At 46.3% G+C, this 25,629-nt stretch carries 24 protein-coding genes and 5 pseudogenes; 8 read left to right on the top strand and 21 right to left on the bottom strand.

Annotated features, from left to right (window positions below; all coding sequences use genetic code 11):
* Nucleotides 1-41 precede the first annotated feature (41 nt).
* From GN277_RS16150 to GN277_RS16160, 3 genes and pseudogenes are all read left to right on the top strand, one after another.
* Nucleotides 42-344 (top strand): spore coat associated protein CotJA, encoded by a 303-nt coding sequence (locus GN277_RS16150; RefSeq protein WP_244324743.1) that lies wholly within the window; start codon nt 42-44, stop codon nt 342-344.
* Nucleotides 341-610 (top strand): spore coat protein CotJB, encoded by a 270-nt coding sequence (locus tag GN277_RS16155; RefSeq protein ID WP_159751912.1) that lies wholly within the window; start codon nt 341-343, stop codon nt 608-610. The genes GN277_RS16150 and GN277_RS16155 overlap by 4 nt, the downstream gene beginning before the upstream one ends.
* Before the next feature lie 3 nt (nt 611-613).
* Nucleotides 614-1,021: pseudogene (locus GN277_RS16160) on the top strand (manganese catalase family protein); the annotation flags it as partial.
* Between the two features lie 83 nt (nt 1,022-1,104).
* On the opposite strand, the gene GN277_RS16165 reads toward GN277_RS16160, so the two are convergent.
* From GN277_RS16165 to GN277_RS32170, 3 genes are all read right to left on the bottom strand, one after another.
* A complete protein-coding gene (locus GN277_RS16165) occupies nt 1,105-2,676 on the bottom strand; it encodes a recombinase family protein (RefSeq protein WP_159751913.1) in 1,572 nt (523 codons plus the stop codon).
* 80 nt (nt 2,677-2,756) lie between these two features.
* Nucleotides 2,757-2,900: a hypothetical protein gene (locus GN277_RS29495; RefSeq protein WP_204162757.1), complete on the bottom strand. Its 144-nt coding sequence runs from the start codon at nt 2,898-2,900 to the stop codon at nt 2,757-2,759.
* Nucleotides 2,901-3,006: 106 nt separating this feature from the next.
* A complete protein-coding gene (locus GN277_RS32170; RefSeq protein ID WP_322101260.1) occupies nt 3,007-3,249 on the bottom strand; it encodes a type II toxin-antitoxin system PemK/MazF family toxin in 243 nt (80 codons plus the stop codon).
* A 72-nt stretch (nt 3,250-3,321) separates the two neighbouring features.
* Here GN277_RS32170 and GN277_RS32175 point away from each other — a divergent pair.
* Nucleotides 3,322-3,764: pseudogene (locus tag GN277_RS32175) on the top strand (RNA polymerase sigma factor).
* A 178-nt stretch (nt 3,765-3,942) separates the two neighbouring features.
* Here the strand turns inward: GN277_RS32175 and GN277_RS16185 are convergent.
* The 3 genes from GN277_RS16185 to GN277_RS16195 all read right to left on the bottom strand — a co-directional run bounded on the left by GN277_RS16185 (nt 3,943) and on the right by GN277_RS16195 (nt 5,120).
* Complete coding sequence (locus tag GN277_RS16185) at nt 3,943-4,221, bottom strand: type II toxin-antitoxin system YafQ family toxin (RefSeq protein WP_159751914.1); 279 nt, start codon at nt 4,219-4,221, stop codon at nt 3,943-3,945.
* Nucleotides 4,221-4,493 carry a type II toxin-antitoxin system RelB/DinJ family antitoxin gene (locus GN277_RS16190; protein ID WP_004069026.1) on the bottom strand — a complete coding sequence of 91 codons (273 nt, stop codon included), beginning with the start codon at nt 4,491-4,493 and terminating at the stop codon, nt 4,221-4,223. The genes GN277_RS16185 and GN277_RS16190 overlap by 1 nt, the downstream gene beginning before the upstream one ends.
* Nucleotides 4,494-4,568: 75 nt before the next feature.
* Entirely contained in the window at nt 4,569-5,120 is a 552-nt protein-coding gene (locus tag GN277_RS16195; RefSeq protein ID WP_159751915.1) for a TetR/AcrR family transcriptional regulator, read from the bottom strand.
* A 131-nt stretch (nt 5,121-5,251) separates the two neighbouring features.
* Here GN277_RS16195 and GN277_RS16200 point away from each other — a divergent pair, with 131 nt between their 5' ends.
* The 3 genes and pseudogenes from GN277_RS16200 to GN277_RS16215 all read left to right on the top strand — a co-directional run.
* Complete coding sequence (locus GN277_RS16200; protein ID WP_159751916.1) at nt 5,252-5,911, top strand: class I SAM-dependent methyltransferase; 660 nt, start codon at nt 5,252-5,254, stop codon at nt 5,909-5,911.
* Between the two features lie 199 nt (nt 5,912-6,110).
* A pseudogene (locus GN277_RS16205) lies at nt 6,111-6,416 on the top strand (recombinase family protein); the annotation flags it as partial.
* Between the two features lie 201 nt (nt 6,417-6,617).
* Nucleotides 6,618-6,830, top strand: a pseudogene (locus GN277_RS16215) (manganese catalase family protein); the annotation flags it as partial.
* A gap of 121 nt (nt 6,831-6,951) precedes the next feature.
* On the opposite strand, the gene GN277_RS16220 reads toward GN277_RS16215, so the two are convergent.
* The 10 genes from GN277_RS16220 to GN277_RS16265 all read right to left on the bottom strand — a co-directional run bounded on the left by GN277_RS16220 (nt 6,952) and on the right by GN277_RS16265 (nt 17,648).
* Entirely contained in the window at nt 6,952-7,320 is a 369-nt protein-coding gene (locus GN277_RS16220) for a DUF4180 domain-containing protein (RefSeq protein ID WP_159751917.1), read from the bottom strand.
* Nucleotides 7,321-7,374: 54 nt separating this feature from the next.
* Entirely contained in the window at nt 7,375-7,809 is a 435-nt protein-coding gene (locus GN277_RS16225) for a hypothetical protein (RefSeq protein ID WP_159751918.1), read from the bottom strand.
* 138 nt (nt 7,810-7,947) lie between these two features.
* On the bottom strand, nt 7,948-9,504 hold the full coding sequence (locus tag GN277_RS16230) for a nitrite/sulfite reductase (protein WP_159751919.1): 1,557 nt from the start codon (nt 9,502-9,504) through the stop codon (nt 7,948-7,950).
* Between the two features lie 27 nt (nt 9,505-9,531).
* Complete coding sequence (gene ytvI / locus GN277_RS16235; protein ID WP_159756846.1) at nt 9,532-10,650, bottom strand: sporulation integral membrane protein YtvI; 1,119 nt, start codon at nt 10,648-10,650, stop codon at nt 9,532-9,534.
* Between the two features lie 62 nt (nt 10,651-10,712).
* Nucleotides 10,713-11,303 carry a ribosome biogenesis GTP-binding protein YihA/YsxC gene (gene yihA / locus GN277_RS16240; RefSeq protein WP_159751920.1) on the bottom strand — a complete coding sequence of 197 codons (591 nt, stop codon included), beginning with the start codon at nt 11,301-11,303 and terminating at the stop codon, nt 10,713-10,715.
* 12 nt (nt 11,304-11,315) lie between these two features.
* Nucleotides 11,316-13,658, bottom strand: a complete 2,343-nt coding sequence (gene lon, locus GN277_RS16245; RefSeq protein WP_159751921.1) for an endopeptidase La — start codon at nt 13,656-13,658, stop codon at nt 11,316-11,318.
* Between the two features lie 135 nt (nt 13,659-13,793).
* Complete coding sequence (clpX, locus tag GN277_RS16250) at nt 13,794-15,053, bottom strand: ATP-dependent Clp protease ATP-binding subunit ClpX (protein ID WP_159751922.1); 1,260 nt, start codon at nt 15,051-15,053, stop codon at nt 13,794-13,796.
* A 36-nt stretch (nt 15,054-15,089) separates the two neighbouring features.
* On the bottom strand, nt 15,090-15,671 hold the full coding sequence (gene clpP, locus GN277_RS16255) for an ATP-dependent Clp endopeptidase proteolytic subunit ClpP (RefSeq protein ID WP_159751923.1): 582 nt from the start codon (nt 15,669-15,671) through the stop codon (nt 15,090-15,092).
* A gap of 28 nt (nt 15,672-15,699) precedes the next feature.
* On the bottom strand, nt 15,700-16,986 hold the full coding sequence (tig, locus tag GN277_RS16260) for a trigger factor (RefSeq protein WP_159751924.1): 1,287 nt from the start codon (nt 16,984-16,986) through the stop codon (nt 15,700-15,702).
* 107 nt (nt 16,987-17,093) lie between these two features.
* Nucleotides 17,094-17,648, bottom strand: coding sequence for a DJ-1 family glyoxalase III (locus GN277_RS16265; RefSeq protein ID WP_159751925.1), 555 nt, complete (start codon nt 17,646-17,648; stop codon nt 17,094-17,096).
* A 103-nt stretch (nt 17,649-17,751) separates the two neighbouring features.
* On the opposite strand from GN277_RS16265, the gene GN277_RS16270 reads away from it, so the two are divergent.
* Nucleotides 17,752-18,195 carry a CYTH domain-containing protein gene (locus GN277_RS16270; protein WP_159751926.1) on the top strand — a complete coding sequence of 148 codons (444 nt, stop codon included), beginning with the start codon at nt 17,752-17,754 and terminating at the stop codon, nt 18,193-18,195.
* On the opposite strand, the gene GN277_RS16275 is transcribed toward GN277_RS16270, so the two are convergent.
* The 5 genes and pseudogenes from GN277_RS16275 to secA all read right to left on the bottom strand — a co-directional run bounded on the left by GN277_RS16275 (nt 18,192) and on the right by secA (nt 25,586).
* Entirely contained in the window at nt 18,192-19,400 is a 1,209-nt protein-coding gene (locus GN277_RS16275) for an aspartate kinase (RefSeq protein ID WP_159751927.1), read from the bottom strand. The genes GN277_RS16270 and GN277_RS16275 overlap by 4 nt on opposite strands.
* Nucleotides 19,394-20,605, bottom strand: a pseudogene (locus GN277_RS16280) (cofactor-independent phosphoglycerate mutase). Before GN277_RS16280 ends, GN277_RS16275 begins: the two are co-directional and overlap by 7 nt.
* 11 nt (nt 20,606-20,616) lie before the next feature.
* Nucleotides 20,617-21,840, bottom strand: coding sequence for a homoserine dehydrogenase (locus GN277_RS16285; protein WP_159751928.1), 1,224 nt, complete (start codon nt 21,838-21,840; stop codon nt 20,617-20,619).
* A gap of 15 nt (nt 21,841-21,855) precedes the next feature.
* A protein-coding gene (prfB, locus tag GN277_RS16290) for a peptide chain release factor 2 (protein ID WP_204162758.1) occupies nt 21,856-22,963 on the bottom strand; the annotation gives its coding sequence in 2 pieces (ribosomal slippage) (nt 21,856-22,899 and nt 22,901-22,963; 1,107 coding nt in all).
* A 55-nt stretch (nt 22,964-23,018) separates the two neighbouring features.
* On the bottom strand, nt 23,019-25,586 hold the full coding sequence (secA, locus tag GN277_RS16295; RefSeq protein WP_159751930.1) for a preprotein translocase subunit SecA: 2,568 nt from the start codon (nt 25,584-25,586) through the stop codon (nt 23,019-23,021).
* Between the last annotated feature and the right edge of the window lie 43 nt (nt 25,587-25,629).

A 25,629-nucleotide genomic window follows, 5' to 3' on the forward strand; every position in this document is an offset into this window, starting at 1 on the left:
TACTATGTTATTGCAAACGTTCTATGAAAGGAGCAACACATATGCCGAACTATCGCTTCAACACATCAGATTACATGCGGCGAAATGGCTGCGGTAGGCCTGCCCCAACTCCGGCTCCCATGCCTCAGCCTGTTGCGCCCTGCCAGCCTGCAGCCGAACCGGTATGCTGCGATGACAATGCCGAATACGACGAGTTAAACGGTATGCCGCTGGCTATGGCCTACGTTCCGTGGCAGGAATGGCGGAATCTATACGAAGCAGAAAAAGGATTTCATAAGGGGACTATTTTCGAGGAATTAGATAAACCCTTCAAAGGTATGGGGATGGGAGGTTGTTGCAGATGACGGAGAACAAACCAAACCGCGGCGAATTATTAGAATGGATTAATGTAGTCAGCTTTGCAGTTGACGATGTGAAACTGTTTCTGGATACCCATCCATGCAATGAAGACGCCCTGGAATATTTCGAGGAATTCAAAAAGCAGCGTGTTCAGGCGCTTAAGGAGTATGCAAAATATTATGGACCGCTGACACTGGATACAGCCTGCACCCCTGCTGAATACTGGTGTTGGATTAACGAGCCATGGCCCTGGCAGGAAGGAGGATGCTAGTATATGTGGAATTATGAGAAACGATTACAGCACCCTGTAAAGATTACACAGACGAATCCAAAGATTGCGCAGGTGATTATTACTCAATTTGGCGGGCCAGACGGAGAGCTGGCGGCTTCTATGCGGTATCTGTCACAGAGGTATACCATGCCTTATAAGGAGGTGACGGGGATACTGACGGATATTGGTACAGAGGAGCTGGCCCATATGGAGATGATCTGCGCCATCGTCCACCAGCTTACACGCAACTTAACACCTGAAGAACTGGAGAAGTCCGGCTTCGACAAATACTATGTAGACCACACCCTTGCCCTCTGGCCGCAGGCGGCAAGCGGCGCGCCCTGGACAGCAACTTATTTCCAGTCCAAGGGCGACCCCATTACGGATATACATGAGGATATGGCAGCAGATGGTACGATTTTGTAAGTACAACATTTGAGTTTTAAGAGACGATTCTCCATATCTGATATATAATTACACCAGATATGAGAACCTTAGAAATTCCAATGTATTTCAACAGGCACTTCTTTCGTTACAGGGTCTTTTTTGCCCACCAGTATATAATCAATCAGCTTTTCAACCGTTTCTCGGTCTAAATGTTCGAGATTTGTATATTGGTCAATCAACTGACGCCTATTATCACCAGCCTGCATTTTTCTTTCGAGAACATCCAGTCGTTTCTGCGTATCTATCACCAATTTTTCAAGCCTGTCTTTTTCTTCCGAGAAATCCTTTGATAAGCCGCAATAATCCTGTTCTGTGATAACTCCTTTTACCTTATCTAAATACAATTCACGAATCCCCTTGATATATTCTGTGATTTTCTTCTGATAAGCAGAAATTTCTTTTTGAAGAACTTCTTTATTTCCTCGCAGATCATTGTTAAAAGTTACACTTTGTTCTAACTCGTCTTTATCCAAATAAGCTGTAGATAATTTATTCAGTTCTTTTATCACCGCCTGTTCCAATTTCGTGACAGAGATAAAAGAACCGATACAAGCGTCTTTAGCAACATGACGGTTAGAACACCTTAAATAGCGTCTGCCGTCTCTTTGCTTATTAGAAGACATTGTATATCCACAATTCATACAGCGGGCTTTTCTTGCAAATAATCCTACTTTTCCCTCTGTAAATGGTCTAACCTTTTGAGCTATCAGTGCTTGAACTTTCTCCCACATCTCACGTTCAATAATAGGTTCATGAGTCCCCTCTACTATGTACCATTGATCCTTAGGTCTGGGCTTATTCTGCTTGGTCTTATAAGAAACACTTCCATATTTACCCTGTACCATATTACCGATATAGATTTCATTGTTGAGCATATCTGATATGGCAAAATATTTCCATAAGGTACAGTTTTTCCTTTTCGGCTGCTGATAACGCAATCCATGAATCCGCTTGTATTCCGTAGGATTTGGAATTCCCCTATCATTCAGCATACGAGCAATGGCTGTCTTTCCATACCCTTGTAAAAACAAACTAAAAACTTCTCTGACGACCTGTGCAGCTTCTTCATCTATAATCAAATGACCTTTTACATCCGGGTCTTTTTTGTATCCGTATAAAGCAAATGCCCCGATATGATGTCCATTTTTCCGTCTGTCAGTCAAGACACTTTTGATATTCTCCGACATATCCTCCAAATACCACTCATTTACAAGTCCGTTAATCTGTCTCGACTTTTTATTTCCCTTATTATCGGTATCTGCATTATCAACAATACTAACAAAACGAATACCCCAGATCGGGAAAAGTCCGTGAATATATTTTTCCACTAACTCTAATTCTCTTGTAAATCTGGACTGGGTTTTACATAGAATAATATCAAATTTATGTTCTTTCGCTTCTGTCAATAACTTATTAAATTCCGGACGTTTTCTATCTGAACCCGTGTAATCATCATCACTATAAATATTGTAAACTTCCCACCCTTGCTCTATCGAATACTGCAATAACATAGATTTCTGATTTTGAATACTGTTACTATCGTCCGTCTCTGACTGTTTATTTCGATCTTCTTCTGACAACCGACAATATATCGCAACTTTTAATTTTGTATTTACCATGTTTTGCTCTCCTTTCAGAGAAGACAAAACAAACTATCACTACATAATATTACTATAACATCATGCGGATAGTTTGTCTATTATCTTACTGGAACTGACTGTCCCTTATTCTTTTCATACTGATTAATCAATTCAATCCACTTTAAAGTAAATGCTTCTGTAAATACCTCTTTATCCTTGTTCTTAAAAATATTTGTACAAATTACTGTTATTTCATTTGCCATCCACTCACCTCATTAACATATATTTACAACATATGCAAACATACTTCTATATTATGAAAGAGAGTTGATTATTTTACTTTATTTTCAACTCTCTTTTCATGCTTTCTTAATTTGATATAATTTTCAAATCCAAGCTAATCCCAAGGCAACGATCAACCTGTTCCATATCCTTCTCACTCAGCTTTCCTATATAATGTCGTATCCGTTTCTTATCAATAGTCCTAATCTGTTCTAAAAGAACCATCGTTTTAATCAATGGTATTTTCTTTGCACAGCTTATCAGTGATTTACTTGCAACGGCTCTTTCAGTATTGCTTGTTTTGAAAGAGAAAAAAAGAATGATGTGCAATTCAATGTTAAGTTAAAGATTGAATTTCTAAATCGAAACAGGATATTGAACTGGAAAAAAGGGGGATTATTTATGAATTGCACAGAAGCATACAAGGAACATATTGAATACACATTTAATGCCTTTTGCAGAATTGTCATTCGTTATGCGGCTATCAACGCATGGCGTGACAGGGATAAACGACGGCAAAGGGAAATATCCTTTGAATACCTCACAGAAGAAAAGTTTTACCCGTTCAGTACATCAGACAAATATTTTACAGACCCCTACAAGCAATACCCGGTTATGATATGCGGTCAGATGGTTATCCTCACAAACGGGGAACTTGCCGAAGCCCTATCCTCTCTGCCGGAGAAAAGAAAGAAATCATCTACCTTTATTTTTTCGGGCATTATACACAACAGGAAATCGGGGAACTATACGGACGCTGCCGGAGTACGGCGTGGCATCACATACACAGTGCCTTAGAAATGCTGCATAAAGAAATGGAGGTTCTTTTCCATGAAGAATCCTAAACTTGTGCCATATGAAACGATTGTTAAAGCCACCAGTGGGGAGCCGGAAGCCGTCATTTTCTAAGAGCAAGATTCTACCAAAGTACCAAATTTCGCCTACCGGCTCACCACAAGCTGCCGCTGGCAGAAAAAGTAACAGGCAGGAACCCCAACAAAGATGGGATTACCTGCCTGTGCATTATTTCTTGAAAAGATCTGAGTGTGAACCGGTATCGATTAGGGTCAGCGTTAAAATATCATTTTCGATGAGATAAATTAACAGCCAGTCCGGCTTGATATGACATTCCCGAAAACCTGCAAGGTCTCCGGTCAGCCCATGGTCGTGATAGCGTTCTTCGAGCTGCCTGCCCTGACGCAGCAAGTTGACAACTTCATCCAGCAAAGAGATATCCAGCCCACGTTTTTTCATGAGTTTATAAGCCTTTTTATAGGCTGTGGTAAATTTGACCTGGTACATCAATCATCAAGAGCCGCTTTTAAATCTTCCATACTGGAATATCCTTTGACGTCAGGATCGCGGGAAATACGGCGGGCTTCTGCCATAGCATCAAGGGTTTTCTGGCTGTACGCTGGCATCTCCACGGCAAAGGGAAGTCCGCCGCGAAGGACGCATTGATACAGGAACATATTTACTGCACTGGACATATCCAGTCCGAGCCGGCTGAAAAGAGCCGAAGCTTCTTGTTTTATGCTGGCATCGATTCGAATCTGAGTTGGTGTTGTTGCCATTTGACTACCTCCTTTTTCTTCATTATATACGATATGGTTTACAATGTCAATCAAAACAAAAAATATCAAGATTTGCTAAATGGAATATGACATCAAGGTTTCTACGATCTGAGCCATTTCTTCAGGTGTTTCATTCCCACCACGTCTAATCCATTTAATTGATATATTCCAAAATCCACCGGTAAAAAACGAGAGCGCATATTCAGAATAATAAACCGGATTATCATCTATTCTTTTGTCCTCAAACATTTCGTGTAGCATCGGCAAATAATCATCAAATGCTATCAGTAATAATGGCAAAAGATTGTTTTTATCAAGTAGAATTAAAAAATCTGAATGTTGTTTACAAGTTGAAAAAAAGGCTTTTGCGATTGACAAGGTTGTAAGTTTATGCTCTTTGTTTAAACGATCGATATAGTCCTGGCACGTCCTGTCTAAATAAAACCGTAGCACATCTTCTTTGCTCTTGAAATTCCTATAAAAAGTTTTTCGATCTACCCCGGCCTTTTGCGCTAATTCCTTAATTGTAATATCAGAATAATTTTTAGTTTTCATTAAAATTTGTAAAGCCTTTACCAGCCATTCCTTAGATTGTAAAGATAAAAAACTATTACTCTTATTGCCCATGCTCCCACCTGCCACATTTTATATATGTTTGGGACACTTCGCCTTGGCGTAGTTGACCCCATATAGATTTTACATTATAATTTTAGGTGCCGCAAGTGTGGCATCTGATTTTAAGAATTGGAGGTGTGAAAATGTCAAATAAAATTGAAAATGCTTATAAGCTCTCCAAAAACATATACGATGATGCATTAACTCAAAAAAAATTGTGGGCGAAATTATATAACTATATTTTTTGGGGAGGAGTAGATAATCAAGAAATCTCCCAAAAAATATTAAGTATCATTCCAAAAGACTTCTCAGGCGTATTATTAGATGTTCCTGTTGGGACGGCTCAGTTTACAGTTGAAAAGTATGCTACTTTGCCATTTTCCCAAATAATATGTTTGGATTATTCAGAAGATATGCTCGTTCAAGCCAGATCAAGATTTGAAAAGCATCATATTTCAAATGTTCAATGTATTCAGGGCGATGTTGGTAATTTGCCCTTTGAAAGCCAGGTGTTTGATATATTAGTATCAATGAATGGCTTTCATGCTTTTCCCAATAAAGAGAAAGCCTTTAGCGAAACATTTCGTGTTTTGAAAAAAGGTGGTATGTTCATTGGATGCTTTTATGTTAAAGGGGAATGTAAACGAACTGATTTTTTGGTTAATAATGTACTTGCTCCCAAAGGATGGTTCACCCCTCCATTCCAGACTTTTTCGGATTTAAATAGATTTTTGGAAAAGAATTATTCAACTGTTAATATTTATCACGAACACTCCATTGCATATTTCTGGTGTAAAAAATAATTTCAAACCGCCCTTTTAACGGAAGATAGCTAATTATGGATAGTAGAATAGATGGTAACAGTTCAGCCTGCAACCGCGCACTTGCTGCGCGGTTAGCAGCCAATGAATTGGAGCAGCTGGGAATCCGCCTCTTTGCCGCAGGCAAACTTTAAAATGGGCGGATTCCGTAACAGTGAAGCCGGTAGGCTGAACTGTTACAATAGATGCAATTTATGGGCAGCAGTCGATTGATAAAAAAGACAGTATCAGCATTGAAAGTCAGTTTGAATTTTGCCGCTATGAGCTTAAAGGCGGTGAGGGTAAGGAATACAAAGACAAGGGTTACTCCGGCAAGAACATTGAGCGCCCCGACTTCCAGCGGCTTCTGCAGGACATCCGGCTGGGCCTGATTAAGCGGGTGATCGTCTACAAGCTGGATCGGATTAGCCGTTCCAGCGTGGACTTCGCAAAGCTCATGGAACTGTTCAAGCAGTATGATGTGGAGTTTGTGCCCTGCACAGAAAAAAATCAAGTGTGGGCGCTGTGGTTAGGCAGATAACAAAGCTGATAAGGTTTATTTTCCATGTAGCGCACTCCTGACATTACTGAAAACTGTTTCATGGGAAAGTCTTTCTTCCATCGTTGCCGCCTGCTTATCAGCTTCATCAAGTTTCATCTCTACATTATCTGTCAGACTAAGGTTTCCTGCCACTGTTGTCTTTACAAGGTCGTAGCAGAGCAGAAAGCAAGAACTACCTACGACAACATCCTGCGCCTTGTCAAAGACCCAGAAGTATGCGAACCAATTCGTTTCTTAAGGGAACGTGAAATCGTACACTATCAGCGTTTCGGTGAATCCTTAAGAATTGTCCAGGATCACTTAGACAGCAAGAACTTCTACGCCATTAACCCTGAGTTCGATATCCGTCCCCGCGACTGATATTTAACCCCAAAAGTTCCCTCTAAAACACCAAAGGGCAAAACCATTTCACCGGTTTTGCCCTATAACTTTGATATTTCTAATGAAGATTAGACAAATAACTGGAATCTGTACCTGTCTGTTATTGTGTCTCTGTCAATTTTTGTATCGCCTCATCCCTGGTCGCCACGAAAAAGAAGTCTTTCCCGTGATTGGCCTCATAGATAAAGTCCTTAAGAGGCTTACTGGTATAATGTGAATAGTCCCCATAAACAGCGACCTTCACATGATAATTAATAAACTTCTGGAGAATCTCACCCGCTATGCCTGTACTAAGGATAAAGAAATCCTCGCAAATAATATTCTTATCTATTACTATGTTTGCTACATTTGTCTCATACTTAACGGTCATCGCTAAGTCTAAAGCTGACTGTGTATCAATAATCACTATCTCGTCACTGGAAACAACTGCAAGCTCCATTCCGTTTACATTCAAGTGTTCAATATTCATAATCATAACTCCTAACTTCATTTTGCAGTACAAATTCCAGTTGAATACAGACTTTTACTTTAACAACACGAATACAATCAAAGCCGCGACAATCACAATGGCAATACCAAGAATGATAATCGGAAGCTTGGACATCTTCTCATCATCGTCGTCATAGTAATCGTCATCGTCGTCATCATAATCGTCATCATAATCATCGTCGATTTCTTCCTTGCGCTTAGGCTTGGGAGTCTGCTTCTTCTTCCCCTTCCCGTCACCAACGGCAAGCATCTCGTCATAGGCCTTGCGCATCTCTTCTTCCCGCTTCTTGCGCACCTTCTTGGGAGGTATGTTGGAATAGGTCTGTTCTTCCTCATCTTCCTCCTCGTCCCTGCTTTTTTCTATCTTCTTCTGGGGAACCTTGAACTTCTTCTTACAATTATAACATAAGAGATAATTTGGATCCTTTTTCCCCGGCGTTAATTCCTGACCGCATATTGGACATTTCATCAGAATGTGTTCCTCCTCCTAAATATAGTATAATTACAGTTCTTCCGTCAACTGACACAGAATTTCTCACGTATATGGTCATTATACTACATCCAACATAAAATATCAAAACTTTTACACTATTATTTAAACAAATATTTAAACAAAATATTTCTCTGCAATCTTCTTAAGCCGCTTTGGCTCTTTTTCATACCACTGGTCATAGGTGGTATTCTCCGCCTGAACCGCCTGTCCAAGCTCCACAAAAAATGCAGGAAGATCTTTTTCCAGCATCATTCCCAACTGCTGGCCGAACCGTTCCTCTCCCTCCCTGTCAGAACCATTTACATGGAAGGTAAACGCCGGCTCAACTACATTATTCACCCGCTTCACACCGCCGTGAAAGCCAAGGGTCCCAATCTGATGGGTTCCGCAGGAAGACGTACATCCGGAAATATGGATTCTCGGCAGCACTCTATCCGCAAAATCATGCTTCCTTACTTCCTTAATAATCTGCCAAAGAGCTCCCTGTGAATCGCGAAGCCCCACCTGGCAGATGGATGCTCCAATACAGGCAACGGAGGTCTCGAAAAGATTCTTTGCGCTGTCGGCAGTAATGGAAAGGACCTTCTTTACCTCGTCCCCATTCAGATTAATAAAATAGATCGTCTCGTCTGGCGCCAGACGAAGCTCAACCTCCTCCATATCCTTGACTGCCTCGTAAATCTCAGCAAACTTCGACGCCTGGGGCACTCCTCCGATTGGGTGGTAGGCCAGAGCATAAAGTCCCTTCTGCTTCTGAGGAAGCACTCTGCTTCCCAACTCCTTAAGCTCGTCAGAAGACAACTCTCCCCTTGGGGTTTTCTTAACCGGACACGGAGAAACATGGATTGTCAGGTCCTCTCCCGCCTTTACCAGCTCAAGTTTTTCAAGGTACGCCCTCCTATACCCGTCCACGCCAAGGGCTTCCTGCATATATCTGGTTCTCGCCTTTGCACGGCTCTCATAATTTCCATGGGCAACGAAGGTCTCAACCATGGCCCTCACATAGTATAGAACATCCGAGGGCGAAATCTGCTTGGCAACCCTGACGCCCATACGGGGATTGTTGCCAAGCCCGCCCGCGCTGTACACATCAAAGGTTCCGTTTGGTCTTGCCACGAATCCCAAGTCTCGGAAGGTTGCATGAGGCTCATTTGCAGGAGAGTTAGAGAAGCATACCTTAAGCTTTCTCGGAAGCCTCACCGTCTTAATCAGACCTAACAAAGCATCGGAAACCGCCAGGGCATAGGGCATCACGTCAAAGTATTCTCCTTCCTCCACGCCGGATAAAGGAGACACCATTACATTTCTTGGAAAATCTCCGCCTCCGCCCCTTGTGATAATTCCCACGTCAAAAGCCTTCTCCATGATTTCACAGACAGCCTCTGCACTGAGATTATGGAACTGTACAGTCTGGCAGGTGGTAAAATGCACCTTCTCTATCCCATAATCTTCGATGGAATCAACAATAAACTTTAATTTTTCCCGATCAAGACGCCCTCCCGGCAGACGCAGCCTTAACATACTCGCCTTGCCGCCCTTCTGCGCATAACTTCCGAAACCGCCGGAGAACCCCTTGTATTCCTTTGCGGTCACTTCTTTTGCGTAAAACTTATCTGTCATCTCACGAAACTCTTTTAGATCATCCCTGAACTCTTTTAACAACTCCTCCATGCTCTTACCTCCCATCCTGTTATTCCTTTAGTTTCGCAGGCTCAGTATTCCTTCCATCAGTATCTTTGCATCATCTAAAATATAGTCAAAGGCTCCTGCTTTATAGAGGTTAATCACAATCAATCCCACCGGTACGGCAAAGATCATCGCGAATACTCCGCCCGCCTTATATCCGGCATACAACAATAACAGCGTGACCAGGGGCTTTAAACCCATGCTGTCCCCCACTAACTTAGGCTGAATCAACTGCCGCACCAACTGAGTGACACCGTACAATATAAGAAGCCCTGCTACCATCTTATAATTGCCCATCATAAACTTATACACCGCCCATGGAATCAAGGCCGTCCCCGTCCCAAAGAAGGGAAGGAAGTCCAGAAAGGCAATCAAAAACGCCAGCAGAAAGGCAAAATGAATCTTAAGTACCAGAAATCCAACCAGCAATAGTATATAGACCACTACCATAATCTTGAGCTGCGCCTTAAAATATCCCCCCACCGCATATTTCAGGTTATCCATTACCATGGTCATACGGCTCACCAAGGCATTAGGGGCGATTCTCTTTGCCCACATGAGCACCTCCTCACGCTCGGCAATGAAGAAATAGGCTGAGATGAATGTCACAATCGTTGCGATTAAGGCAGGGGGGATTCCCTTGGCAAGCCTTCCGGCCGCGGACACCGTGGGCTCGCTGAGCTTTCCGATAATATCCCCCATGGTCTTCTCCAGATTGTCCATCATCGTATGCCAGCCCTCCTGCACGCCCACCGGAAGCAGCCGAAAGATGCCGTTTAAGCTCTCCCCGATGGTTTCCATCCCTGATTCCAGGTCCTGGTACATGTCCGGCATATTCTGTATCAGACTTACCACCTCACGGGTGACAGCGCTGGCAAGCAGGTAAATGATCAGCCCCACCATTCCCAAAACACCAATAATGATCAGCGCAGAGCCCCATTTCTTAATAAGCTTCACCCGCTTCTCAAGCCAGTTCACCATAGGGCTTGCAATAGACGCAATGACCCATCCGATGACAAAGGGCATAAAAAAGCCAAGAAGCTTGTATCCAAAATAAAGGCACAAGACCGTCCCAATCAGGCTGAACGTAAGACTTACCGCCACCTTCCAGTAAGGACGGGTATCCTGCATCTGTTCTTTAAAATTCATCTCCACCTATTATTCACCTCTTTTTAACGAAATATCCTCCTGAGTCACATATTCAGATATTCCTTCTCCGCCAGCTCCCAAAGCTCATCCCTTCCCTGCTTCGTAACCGAAGAAAATGGGATGACCGTGGTTCCTTGCGAAAGCCCCAGACCTTGCCGAACCGCCTTGACCTGCTTATCCTTCTGGCTTCTCTTAATCTTATCAAGCTTCGTAGCAATGATAATCGGCTGATATCCCTGGGAAACAATCCAGTCATACATCATCTTATCATTTGCCGACGGGTCATGCCGGATGTCAATCAAAAGGAACACGGCCCGAAGCTGCTTCGAGCCATGAAGATACCTCTCAATCATCCGTCCCCATTTCTGCTTTTCCTGCTCAGACACCTTGGCATATCCGTATCCGGGAAGGTCCACCAGGTAGAACTCCTGATTGATATTGTAAAAATTAATGGTCTGGGTCTTCCCCGGTGTGGCGGAAATGCGGGCGTAGGATTTCCGGTTCATCAGCGTATTAATCAGCGACGATTTCCCTACGTTTGATTTGCCTGCAAATGCAATCTCCGGCAGGGTATTGTCCGGCAGCTTGCTGGTGATTCCGCATACGGTTTCCAAATCTACATTCTTTATAATCATGTCTTTTCCTCATTATTTCTTAGCCTTCGCCGTCTTGCCCCGCCCAGACAGCGCTGTTTTAAGCACCTCGTCCATGCGGCTCACCGGAATAATCTTCAGGCCTCTGGTAATCTCATGGGACAACTCCTCCACGTCTGATACATTTTCCTTGGGGATAATAACCGTCTTAATACCTGCATTCTTGGCTGCCAATAGCTTCTCCTTCAAACCTCCGATGGGCAGCACCCTTCCCCTCAGGGTAATTTCACCGGTCATGGCAACGTCCGCCCTTGCCTTCTTTCCCGTAATCGCAGACATCATGGCCGTGGCCATAGTAATTCCCGCCGACGGACCGTCCTTTGGAACCGCGCCCTCCGGTATATGGATGTGTATGTCATGCTCTTTGAAGAAATTCTCGTCAATCTTGTGCTCTTTGCTGACAGAACGGATATAACTGATTCCAGTTCTGGCAGACTCCTTCATCACATCTCCCATCTGGCCGGTTAAAAGCACCTCGCCTTCCCCTGGCATGATATTTACCTCAATCTGGAGGGTATCTCCGCCTACACTGGTCCAGGCCAGTCCCCTGACAATCCCCACCTCATCTGAATCATTTGCCATCTGATAAATATACAACTCCTTGCCCAGATAGTGGGAGAGATTACGCTCCGTCACACGGATAGACTCCTTCTTCATTTCCAGAATCTCTCTTGCCGCCTTCCTGCAGATATCCCCAAGCTTTCTCTCCAACTGGCGTACGCCGGCCTCCTTGGTATAGTTGCGGGCTATCCTCCACAGAGCCTTCTTGCTGATGCTAAGCTGTTGGGGTTTCAGTCCATGCTTCTCCAACTGCTTGGGAATCAAATGCTCTGTGGCGATATGCATCTTCTCATTCTCCGTATAACTGCTGACCTCAATAACCTCCATACGGTCCAGAAGAGGTCTTGGGATTGGCTGTAGGGTGTTGGCCGTAGCGACGAACAATACCTCTGACAAATCAACGGGTACCTCAAGATAGTGGTCGCGGAACTTTCGGTTCTGCTCACTGTCCAGCACCTCCAAAAGCGCTGAGAAGGTATCCCCCTTGTAATCATTGCTGACCTTATCAATCTCGTCTAAGAGCATCAGAGGATTCTTCACCTCCGCCTGCCTTAAGCCGCTTGCAATCCTTCCCGGCATGGCGCCCACATAAGTCTTTCTGTGTCCCCGAATCTCGGCCTCATCCCGCACGCCTCCTAAAGAAATACGCACATAGGGCTTATTAAGCGCCCTTGCAAGAGACTTGGCGATGGAGGTCTTTCCCGTTCCAGGAGGGCCGGCAAGACAAAGGATGGGTGTATTCCCCTTCTTAGTCAATGTCCTGACAGCAAGGAACTCCAACACTCTTTCCTTGACTTTCTCAAGGCCGTAGTGGTCCTCCTCCAATATCTTCTTCGCTGACTCAATATCCTCCGATTCCTCACACACCTTATCCCAGGGCATCTCAAGCATGGTCTCGATATATGTGCGAATCACGCCGTTTTCCGCCTGACTTCCCAAGGTATTCTGGAATCTGCGAATCTCCTTTTTCAGCTTTTTCTTAACCTCCTCCGACGCCTCAAGATCATCCGTCTTCTGCTGAAATTCCTCCCCGTCCGAGAGAGTACTGTCATCCCCAAGTTCTTCTCGGATCAGCTTCGCCTCTTCCCGAAGGATATACTCCCTCTGGTTTTTGTCCACCCTCTTCTTGACCTTTGCCTGAATCTCATCCTTCACATTCATAATCTGAATCTCGTTCATCAATTTAAAGGACAAAAGCTCATAACGCTTAACCAGGTCAGTCTCCTCCAAAAGCTGCTGTGCGTCCGTATAAGAAAAAGGCACGTTAGCACCAATCACATCCACCAGTTTTTTAAGGACGCCGATATTCTCTATCTGAGCGGCAAGCTCTTTGGACAGCTTGGGATTCTTTGACAGATATTCCTTAAAAATGTCCTTAAGCCCCCGAAGCATTGCCTCTGTGTTCGGCAGGTCCGTATCACTGTCCGTATCCGGTATCACAGTGATATTTGCCCGTAAATATGGTTCTTCAAATTCAATAGTATTGATATACGCCCTTTCTTCCCCTGTAATCAGAACCCTGCTTACCTTCCTCGGCAGTTTAATAATCTGACGGACCGTCGCCACACATCCCGTCCGGTACACATCGGTAAGCTCTGGCTCCTCCACGTCCCCATCCTTCTGTGCGGTCAGGAAAATCTTCTGATTTCCCTCCACAACCTCCTCGATTGCCTTGACCGACTTAGGACGGCTGACGTCGAAATGGCGAACCATCTCCGGCAGAATCGTAATCCCTCTTAAAGCCACCATTGGAAGACTCATCGTCTCTCTGTTCATAAACAATTCTCCTCTAAGAATTTAGCTAATAAATATTCATGTATTAAGAAAAAGAATCCCGCTTGCGAGATTCTCCGCTTACGGCGGATGCAAATAAACGCACCCGCCTCTTATTCTTTCTTATATCTGCGCTTTCTATGCGCTCTCGGATCTGACTGATATACGCTCACACTCCGGTTCTCCAATTCCTTTCACAGCGTCTGCCGTAATTCGGCAAGCCTTCAGTGAATCGTCTGACGGTGCTTTATACATAATATCCATCATGATATTCTCCATAATCGCCCGTAATCCTCTGGCTCCCGTTTTCCTCTTTAATGAAGTCTCGGCAACCGCTTTAAGAGCCTCCTCGTCAAAGGTCAAATCAACACCATCAAGCTCAAGCATCTTTTGATACTGCTTCACAATGGCATTCTTGGGCTCTGTCAAAATCCGAATCAGGGCCTCCTCATCCAGCATCTCCAATGCAACCGTAACCGGAACACGGCCTACCAGCTCAGGAATCAATCCAAACTTCACAAGATCCTGGGGCAGCACCTGACTTAACAGTCTGTCAACGTCATTCTCATGCTTATCGCCAATCTCCACATTAAAGCCAATAGACTTCCGGTCAATCCGCTTCTCGATAATCTTGTCAATCCCTTCAAATGCGCCGCCGCAGATGAAAAGAATATTGGTCGTATCAATCTGGATTAACTCCTGATGGGGATGCTTCCTGCCTCCCTGTGGCGGTACATTGGCTATGGTGCCCTCCACAATCTTAAGAAGCGCCTGCTGTACACCCTCGCCGGACACATCTCTAGTAATAGAGGGATTCTCTGATTTTCTCGTAATCTTGTCAATCTCGTCAATATAGATAATACCATACTCCGCCCGGTCAATATCACCGTCTGCGGCCTGGATAATCTTCAGAAGAATGTTCTCAACATCCTCCCCCACGTACCCTGCCTCTGTAAGCGCCGTGGCGTCAGCGATTGCAAAGGGAACGCCTAAGATACGGGCAAGGGTCTGGGCAAGCAGAGTCTTGCCGCAGCCCGTAGGTCCGAGCATCAGAATATTGCTCTTTCCCAGCTCTACTCCTAAGTCCCTTCCCGCCATAATCCTCTTATAGTGATTGTACACAGCAACCGACAGAACCTTTTTCGCCTCGTCCTGGCCGATTACGTATTCATCCAGAAACTCCTTGATCTCCTCAGGCTTCAACAGATTAATATCCGAAAATGGATTCCACTGCCGCTCGTCGCCAAATTCAAATTCTTCCTCCAGAATCTCGGTACAGACATCGATACATTCATCACAGATATAGGCCCCGTTGGGTCCTGCAATCAACTTGCGCACCTGATTCTGCGTCTTATTACAGAACGAACACCTGACTTGATCATCGTTCCTTCCTACCATTCTCTCACCTCGTCTAAGGGACATTCTTCTAAAAGCTTAACGGCTCTTGATGACTTCGTCAATCAGACCGTATTCCTTCGCTTCCTCTGCCGACATGAAGTTATCTCGATCCGTATCCTCACTGATCACCTCTATCGGCTGTCCCGTATTCTCTGATAATATTCGATTCAATCTCTCGCGGGTACGCAAAATATGCTTTGCGGCAATCTCAATCTCCGTTGCCTGCCCCCGCGCTCCTCCTGACGGTTGATGGATCATGATCTCAGCATTAGGCAGAGCCAGTCTCTTTCCCTTTGTTCCTCCTGCCAGCAGGAAGGAGCCCATACTAGCCGCCATACCGATACAGATGGTTTCAATATCACACTTAATATACTGCATCGTATCATAGATGGCAAGACCTGCCGTCACAGAGCCTCCCGGACTGTTGATATACAGATGGATATCCTTCTCCGGATCCTCTGCCTCTAAAAATAACAACTGGGCAACTACAACACTTGCCGATACGTCGGATACTTCCTCTCCAAGAAAAATGATCCTGTCTTTCAATAATCTTGAATAGATGTCGTAGGACCGTTCCCCACGGCTTGTCTGTTCAATGACATAAGGTACTAAACTCATGTATCTGCCTCCTTATTCGTGACAGCGCTTATTTTTCCACAGCATTCTCTACAAGGAAGGTAATCGCCTCCTGAACCGCGATATCCTCCTTCATGCGCTCTTTCTCTCTGTCACCCATGGTCTCTTTCATCTTATCCGCTTCCATCCGGTACATTTCAGCCATCTTCTGAATCTCCTCGTCGATTCTTTCCTCGCTGACTTCGATATTCTCTGCCTTCACGATTGCCTCTAATACCAGACGTGTCTCAATACTCTTAACTGCCTGAGGTCTCATATCCTCCACAAGCTTATCCGCAGATAAACCGGTGAACTGGAAGTACTGCTCCATGGTAAGCCCCTGACTCTTAATTCTCCGTGCAAAATCCTCAGCCATCTGCGCTATCTGAGTCTCAATCATAGCCTCCGGCAATTCATACTGTGCGTTCTTCACAGCCTGCTCAACCGCTTCATCCTCCTGCTTCTCCTTGCCCTCAGCCTCTTTCTTCTTGGCTATGGTCTTCTTAAGATCTTCCCTGTATTCGGCAAGAGTATCAAACTCAGATACCTCAGAGGCGAACTCGTCGTCAATCTCTGGAATCTCTTTCGCCTTAATCTCATGTATTTTACACTGGAATACTGCATCCTTGCCCTGAAGCTCCTTTGCATGGTACTCCTCTGGGAAGGTAACCTTCACTTCCACATCTACTCCGGTATTAACGCCAATCAACTGTTCCTCAAATCCAGGGATAAAGGAACCAGAGCCAATCTCCAGAGGATGGTTCTCGCCCTTGCCGCCCTCAAAAGCAACACCGTCTACAAAGCCTTCGTAATCAAGGATGACCTCATCCCCGTTCTGCACCGGACGATCCTCTACCGTAACCTGTCTCGCATTCTTCTCTGCTTCTTCCTTAAGTTTTGCGTCAATCTCGTCCTCTGTCACGTCTACGTCATACTTCTCAACCTTAAGTCCCTTGTACTCTCCAAGAGTTACCTCTGGCTTTAATGCAACCGTAGCCGTAAAGATAAACGGCTTGCCCTTCTCTGCCTGAACCACGTCAATCTGAGGTCTGGATACGATAGATTCCTCACACTCGTCATATGCCTCCCCATAAGCCTTGGGAATCAGCTCATTCGCCGCGTCGTCATAGAAAATCTCCGCACCGTACATCTTCTCAACCATCTGGCGCGGAACCTTACCCTTACGGAATCCTGGAATTGCAATCCTATTCTTCTGCTTCTTATATGCACTCTGAAGTGCTTTTTCAAAATCATCGGCAGAAACTTCAATCGTAAGTTTTGCCATGCTTTTCTCTAACTTCTCTACCTGTAAGCTCATCTACTATTTCCTCCTGTTTCTATCCTGTCCCCTGGTAGTATGGAACAAGGCATACTACAATTCATTCACCAAAGAAGTATAACACAAACCTCTCTAAATATCCAGTATTATTTCGTCTCATATACGATGGATTCCGCAATCTCCTTCGCCTTTGCAGGCCCTGACAGAACCTCAATCAGCTTCAATGCAAAATCAATGGCAGTTCCCACGCCGCGGCTGGTAATAATGTTCCCATCCACAGTGACAGAGCCTCCGGAGATCACCGCACCTTGAATCTCCTTCTCCACGGAAGGATAACAGGAGATGCGTTTCCCCTTGAGAAGCCCCATATTGCCAAGCACCGTAGGCGCAGCGCAGATGGCGCCGATCTTTTTGCCCTCGTCATAGAAGCCCTTTACTACCCTTCGCACTCCCGCGTGGGCCTCCAGATTCTTCGTTCCTGGCATCCCGCCCGGCAGTACAATCATATCTGACTCCACAAAATTCACTTCCTCGAACAGATCCTCAGTCTGCACGTTGATTCCATGAGCGCCGTGTACCGTATAGTCCTCCATAATCGAAACCGTATCTACATAGATAGTCGCACGCCTCAGCAGATCTACCACGGTTAATGCCTCGACTTCTTCAAATCCATCAGCAAGGATCACACTCACTTTCTTCATTTTCTCATCCCCTTTTTATTTTTTCATTTACATTTAGAATCTCTTATATTATGATGTAGGCAGCCATATAATAATCAAAATTATCAAATCAGGAGGTTTCCCAATGGAAATTGAACGCAAATATCTTGTACCCAAACTTCCCGAACATCTGGAGCATTACCCCTGCCGCATAATCTCCCAGGGGTACTTAAACACCGATCCTGTGGTACGCATCCGCCAGGATGACCATAAGTACGAGCTTACCTACAAATCAAAAGGCTTCCTGGCAAGGCAGGAATACAACCTTCCCCTCAACCGAGAAGCCTATGAACATCTTCTCACCAAAATTGACGGTCGTTTCATCCAGAAGAAACGTTACATGCTTCCCCTTCCTAACGGCCTGACAGCAGAGCTTGACGTCTTTGAGGGAGACTTAGCTCCCCTCATTCTTGTGGAGGTAGAATTTGCTTCCGAGGAGGATGCCAATTCCTTCACTCCTCCGTCATGGTTCGGTGAAGACGTCACATTTTCCGAAAAATACCACAACAGCAGCTTAAGCCAGCTCTAATCTGACATGGCGAAACCATCATGGACCGCGTTCATTGCCTTATCAATATCCTTCTTCGGCACCAGTACTGTAATCCGAATCTCTGATGTGGAGATCATATTGATATTAACCCTGGAATTGTAGAGGGACTCAAACATCTTCGCCGCCACGCCGGGATTGCTCATCATTCCTGCGCCAACGACTGACAACTTCGCCACATCCTCATTCCACGTAATGTCCTTGATGGTCAATCGCTCTTTATTCTCCTCCAATGTACGGATTGCCGCCTTCAAATCGTCCGACGCCACTGTAAACGAGATATCCTTTGTCCCCTCCCGTCCCACGGACTGGAGGATGATATCCACATTGATGTTATTCTTGGCCAGGGTATCAAAGATACGGAACGCGATTCCCGGCCTGTCCTCCACTCCGATTACAGAGATTCTTGCCGTATTCTGATCGGCAGCCACACCGGTCACTAATAGTTTTTCCACTCCTTTTGCCTCCTTGACTACGGTTCCCTCCGAATGGTTCAGGCTGGACCGCACAACCAGTTCTACATTATATTTCTTCGCCATCTCCACCGAGCGGTTGTGGAGTACCCTTGCCCCAAGGCTTGCCAACTCCAGCATCTCATCATAGGTGATGGTGTCAATCTTCTTTGCATTCTTAACCACCCTTGGGTCTGCGGTGTACACACCGTCCACGTCCGTATAAATCTCACATTTATCCGCATGAAGCACAGCCGCAAGGGCAACGGCCGTGGTGTCCGAGCCGCCCCTTCCCAATGTGGTCACATCATCATACTTGTTCACTCCCTGGAAGCCGGTCACAATCACAATCTTTCTGGAATCCAGCTCATGAAGGATTCTCTCCTTCTCCACACGCTTAAAACGGGCGTTGCCGTACCGAGAGGTGGAATGCATCCGCACCTGAAACCCATTGAGGGACACAGCCGGAACATCCAAGGACTGCAAGGCCATGGCCATCAAGGATACTGATACCTGCTCACCTGTGGTCAGCAGCATGTCAAGCTCCCGCTTCTTCGCTTTAGGATTGATGGTCTTTGCAAGGGCTAACAGCTCGTCCGTGGTATCTCCCATGGCTGAGAGCACCACCACCACGTCATGGCCTTCCTTATAATCTTCAATGCATCTCCTGGCAACATTAAAAATTCTCTCTTTATTGGCTACGGAGCTGCCTCCGAATTTCTTTACGATCAGCATAGTTCCTCCTCAAGCAGATGACTTATCAGCCGGTATCCATCCCTAAAACTTCTGCCTGTCAGGGCGGCTGTCTTCTCAGAATATTCTTCTGCCCCTTCTATTGGTTTTGTACTGTCATACAACAGATAAGGAACCGGCTCGCCTGTATGGGTGCGGACTTCAATAGGTGTTGGATGGTCCGGTAAAAGCAAAAGCCGGAAATCCTCCCCTGAGGCTTCAAGCCCTTCAAGGACAACTCTTAGTACCTTCCCGTCTACATTTTCGATTGCAGTTATCTTATCTTCTGTAAGCCCCTAATGCCCCATCTCGTCCGGCGCCTCCACATGGATATATGCGAAATCATACCCAGCTTTCGTAAGGGCATCCAAAGCGGCGCGCGCTTTTCCCTCATAGTTGGTGTGAAGCCCGCCGTTTGCACCCTCCACGAAAATACGGTCCATCCCTGCGCCTACCGCAATTCCCTTCAGCAGATCCACCGCGGAGATCATCACGCCTTTCTTTTTGGTGCGTTCTTCAAAGGAGGTGAGGGAAGGCTTCCTCCCTGCGCCCCAGAACCAGGCGGAGTTGGCGGGCCTTTGCCCCTTCCTTCTTCTCTCCTCGTTCAGAGGATGGTTTTTCAGAATCTCATAGCTTTTCTCCATCATATCCCTAAGAATCCTATCCTTAGGAAGATAGTCCCCAATCCCCTTTGTAAGGATATCGTGGGGCGGCGTAAGCTCTGCTGCCGTACCGTCCTTCTGAATCAAAAGATGGCGGTAGCTGGTGCCCACATAGAACTCGTACCCTTCTGCCTTAAGCCCCTCCTTCAAGGCGGCCACCAGAATGGCTGCATCCTTTGTCTCAATCTCGTCAGAGCTGTGGTCTAACATCACCTGGTCTTCATAGTCGCCCTCCTGCTCAGACAATGTCACAAGGTTGCACCGGAAGGAAACATCCGTATCCGCCATATCGACTCCGATACTCAAAGCCTCCAGCGGGGATCTTCCGGTATAGAAAATCTTGGGGTCATAACCCATGACCGACAGATTGGCCGTATCACTCCCTGGCGCCATCCCCTCCGGAACCATGGACGCCATGCCAAGCTCTGATACCCGTGCAAGTTTATCCATCACCGGAGTATGGGCCGCCTCAAGGGTCGTCCTTTTATTAAGTTCCTCAAGCGGTCGTCCTGCCATCCCGTCGCTTAAAATAATAATGTATTTCATTGGCTTCTCACCTACCCCTCCACACGAATCATATGAAGGATTTGCTCACGATAAATATTCGCCCTGGTCACATAATCCCCCTCCATCATGACCGGAGTGACAATACCAAATTCTCCCAAAAGGCCCTCTGCCTTAATAATCTCAATGTCTCCAAAGGAGTCCTGAAGCCTTGGAAGCATCTCATCTTCATTTCCCTTAAACCGGATAAAGAACCGACGTTTCGCGTCCGCCTTATCCTCAAGCTTAAGCTTCTCCTGCTTCCACATGGTCATGATATTTCGGTTTAAATGCTTCGCCGCATCCACCACGTCTGCAACAACCGCGCTGGCCGTGGGAAGCTTTCCTGCGCCGCTTCCGTAAAACATGGCGTCTCCCAGCACATTTCCATGGACGAAAATAGAATTAAAGACTCCATTTACATTATAAAGAGGATGCTCAGGATACAGCATACAGGGAGCTACGATGGCATGAAGACGGTTCCCCCCATGGCGTTTGCTGGACGCCAGCAGCTTGATGGTGGTTCCCATAGCCTTGGCGTACTTCATATCCTCCACCGTAATCTCGGTAATTCCTTCGCAGTAAATGTCCTCGAAGTCTACCTGCTGCCCCGAAATCAAAGAAGACAGAATCGCAATCTTACGGCAGGCGTCATAGCCCTCCACGTCCGCCTCCGGATTGCGCTCAGCGTAACCATTTGCCTGGGCCTCCTTTAAGACCGTGTCATAGTCCGCCCCTTCATAGAACATCTTTGACAGCATATAGTTGGTGGTTCCGTTAAGGATACCTGTAATCTCCTCAATCTCGTCTGCCGTAAGAGAAGAATTTAAGGGTCGGATGATGGGAATTCCTCCCCCAACACTGGCTTCAAACAGAAAATTGATGTTATTCTCCTTAGCAATGGACAAAAGCTCAGCCCCGTGCTTTGCCACCAGGGCCTTGTTGGACGTGGCCACGCTCTTTCCAGCCAGAAGGCACTTCTTCACAAAGGTGTAAGCCGGCTCAATGCCTCCCATTACCTCCACCACAATCTTGATGTCCTCATCCGAAAGAATGGTATCGAAATCATGGACAATCATATCCTGCACAGGGTCCCCAGGAAAATCCTTTAAGTCCAGGACATACTTGATTTTAAGCTCGTCCCCGATTCTCTGGTTGATACGCGCGCCGTTGGTGTTCACCACCTCCACCACGCCTGAGCCAACCGTTCCATATCCCAAAACTGCTATATTTACCATCTGTTTGTCCCTCCTCTAACTATTCACCGTCTGTTTCAGATAGGCATTCATAAATAGATCGATATTGCCGTCCAACACGGCCGTCACGTTGCTGTTCTCCACATTGGTCCTGTGGTCCTTCACCATGGTGTAGGGCTGCATCACATAAGAACGAATCTGATTGCCAAAGCCAATCTCCTTTACTTCTCCTCTAATATCTGACACCTTATCCGCCTGGGCCTGCTCTTTTAAAAGCTTAAGCTTTACTTTGAGCATCTGCATGGCCTTCTCCCTGTTGTGATGCTGTGACCGTTCATTCTGGCACTGTACCACAATACCGGTAGGCAAATGAGTGATACGGATTGCGGAGGAGGTCTTATTGACATGCTGTCCCCCTGCGCCGCTTGCTCGATAGGTATCAATCTTCAAATCATCCTCTGCAATCTCGATATCCAGTTCTTCTTCAATGTCCGGCACCACGTCGCAGGAGGCAAAGGAGGTCTGCCGCTTGCCCGCCGCGTTAAAGGGAGAGATTCTCACCAGACGGTGAACTCCCTTTTCTGATTTGAGATACCCGTAGGCATTCTCACCGTTTACCTCAAAGGTTACGGCCTTCGTCCCTGTAATATCCCCGTCCAGATAGTCCAGCACCTGAATGGAGAAGCCCTTTCTCTCTGAAAAGCGGCTGTACATCCGATAAAGCATACTAGCCCAGTCACAGGATTCCGTCCCCCCTGCGCCTGCGTGGATGGTTACGATCGCATTGCAGGAATCATACTCGCCGGACAGAAGGGTCTGAATCCGAAGCCCTTCAAACACACCCTCAAACTCCTTAATCTCCGCCCCAATCTCCTCTGCCATGGATGGGTCGTTCTCCTCATAACCCATCTCAATCAGCAGACAGATATCGTCATAGGCTGTATACAGCTTCTTAATGGTCTCCACCTGCTCCTTAAGATACTTTAACTCCTTCATGAAACGCTGGGACTCCTCCGGTTCATCCCAGAAGCCTGGTTCTTCAATCTTTCGCTCTAGTTCTTCAATCCGTCTTTCCTTCCCTGCCAGGTCAAAGTGAATCCCTCATCTCGGCAAGAGGTTCTTCATATGCATTCATCAGTGTCTTGAACTGATCCAATTCAACCATCTTATCACCTCTTTCATATTTTCTATTCTAAATATTTCCCAATGCCAACGTCAGACTACTTACGCCCGCAGCACTGCTTGTACTTCTTACCGCTTCCGCATGGGCATGGGTCGTTGGGGTAAACCTTCTTATCCACCCTCTTCTTTGGCGCGCGGGCGGCGCTCTCATCTCGGTTGGTTCCCGTCACCTTTGCCACCTGCTCACGCTCTACCTTCTGTTCAATCCGGATGTGGAACAGTGCGCGGATGGTATCTGCCGCAATTCCCTTAGTCATCTCGTCGAACATATCATACCCGATCATCTTGTACTCCACCTTAGGGTCCCGCTGGCCGTAAGCCTGAAGTCCAATTCCCTGACGAAGCTGGTCCATGTCGTCGATATGGGCCATCCACTTGGCGTCAATGACTTTGAGAAGGAATACTCTCTCCACTTCACGAATCTGCTCTGGCTCAGGAAATTCCGATTCCTTCGCTTCATATGCCTTGGCAGCACGCTCTTTTAAGAGATGCTTCAATTCCTTCTGCCCCATTCCCCTTACGTCTTCTTCTGTCACCGCCGCAATGGGAATGGTATTGTGGATGGTTAGATTCAGCTCTGCCAAGTTCCATTCATCATAGTCCTGGTCCTTTCCGGTCACCATATCCACCACATTCTCCACATACTCATTCATCATATGGAAAATGGAGTCCCGCATATTCTCTCCGTCAAGGACTCGACGTCTTTCTTCATATATAATCTCTCTCTGCTCATTCATAACCTGGTCGTAATCTAAGAGATTCTTACGAATTCCAAAGTTATTGGCCTCAATCTTCTGCTGCGCCTTCTCAATGGCGCTTGAGAGCATCTTATGTTCAATCTGTTCCCCGTCCTCTACGCCCAGAGCCGTAAATATGTTCATCAGCCTTTCAGAGCCAAACAGACGCATCAGATCATCCTCCAGGGAAATGTAGAACCTGGACTCTCCCGGATCTCCCTGACGTCCAGAACGTCCTCGAAGCTGATTGTCGATACGCCTGGACTCATGCCGCTCTGTACCGATAATCTTAAGTCCCCCAGCCGCCTTTGCATCGTCGTCCAGCTTAATATCCGTACCACGGCCAGCCATGTTGGTGGCAATGGTCACGGCGTCATGAACGCCTGCCTGAGCAACGATCTCTGCCTCCATCTCATGGAACTTGGCATTTAAGACGTTGTGCTTAATCCCCCGTCTTTTAAGCATACCGCTTAAAAGCTCGGAATTCTCGATGGTGATGGTACCCACAAGAACCGGCTGGTGCCTTCCATGGGCCTCCTCAATAGCGTCGCAGACTGCCTTGAACTTCTCCTTCTGTGTCTTATACACCGCATCATCCAAGTCTTTTCTCTGTACCGGCACATTGGTGGGAATCTCGATAACATCCATTCCGTAGATTTCACGGAACTCCTTCTCCTCCGTCAGAGCCGTACCAGTCATACCTGATTTCTTTGCAAATTTATTAAATAAGTTCTGGAAGGTGATGGTTGCAAGGGTTCGGCTCTCCCGCTTCACCTTCACATGCTCCTTTGCCTCAATAGCCTGGTGCAGACCGTCGGAATAACGGCGGCCCGGCATGATACGTCCTGTGAACTCGTCTACGATTAAGACCTCGTCCTCCTTCACCACATAATCCTTGTCCTTGAACATCAGGTTATGGGCGCGCAGAGCCAGTATAATATTGTGCTGAATCTCTAAGTTCTCAGAATCGGCAAGGTTCTCAATATGGAAGAACTTCTCCACCTTCTTGACGCCGTCCTCAGTGAGATTGATATTCTTCTCCTTCTCATTGACGATAAAATCTCCCGTCTCCTCAATGTCCTCACCCATGATGGCGTTCATCTTGCTGAACTCTCCGCTTGCCTCCCCGCGCTCTAACTGGCGTGCCAGAATATCGCAGGCCTCATAGAGCTTCGTAGACTTGCCGCTCTGTCCGGAAATAATAAGAGGCGTTCGGGCCTCGTCGATTAACACAGAGTCCACCTCGTCGATGATGGCGAATTTCAAGCCCCTCTGCACGAGCTGCTCCTTATAAATCACCATGTTATCCCGCAGATAATCAAAACCAAGCTCATTGTTGGTTACATAAGTAATGTCACAGTTGTAAGCCGCGCGTCTCTCGTCATTGTCCATGCCATTAAGCACCACGCCTACCGTCAGTCCCAGGAATTCATGGATCTGTCCCATCCACTCGGCGTCACGCTTGGCCAGATAATCGTTGACCGTTACCACATGGACACCCTCTCCTGTCAGCGCGTTCAAATAAGCCGGAAGGGTAGACACCAGCGTCTTTCCTTCACCTGTACGCATCTCTGCAATACGGCCCTGGTGCAGAATAATACCTCCGATAATCTGGACGCGGAAATGCCTAAGCCCAATTACACGCACAGAAGCCTCCCTCACGACAGCATATGCCTCAGGCAAAATGTCGTCAAGGGTTGCTTCGCCGTTTTGAAGCCTCTTTTTAAATTCCCTGGTCTTATCTTTCAATTCACTATCCGATAACTTCTTAATCTCCGGCTCAAGTGCCTCGACTGCGTCTACAATCGGGTAGATTCTCTTTAACTCATTTTCGCTATGCGTTCCGAATAATTTTTGCATTAACCCCATATTGATAATAGCTCCTTATCACTAATTTAGCCATGGTAAACCA

Source organism: Sporofaciens musculi (genome assembly GCF_009830285.1).
Lineage (GTDB): Bacteria > Bacillota > Clostridia > Lachnospirales > Lachnospiraceae > Sporofaciens > Sporofaciens musculi.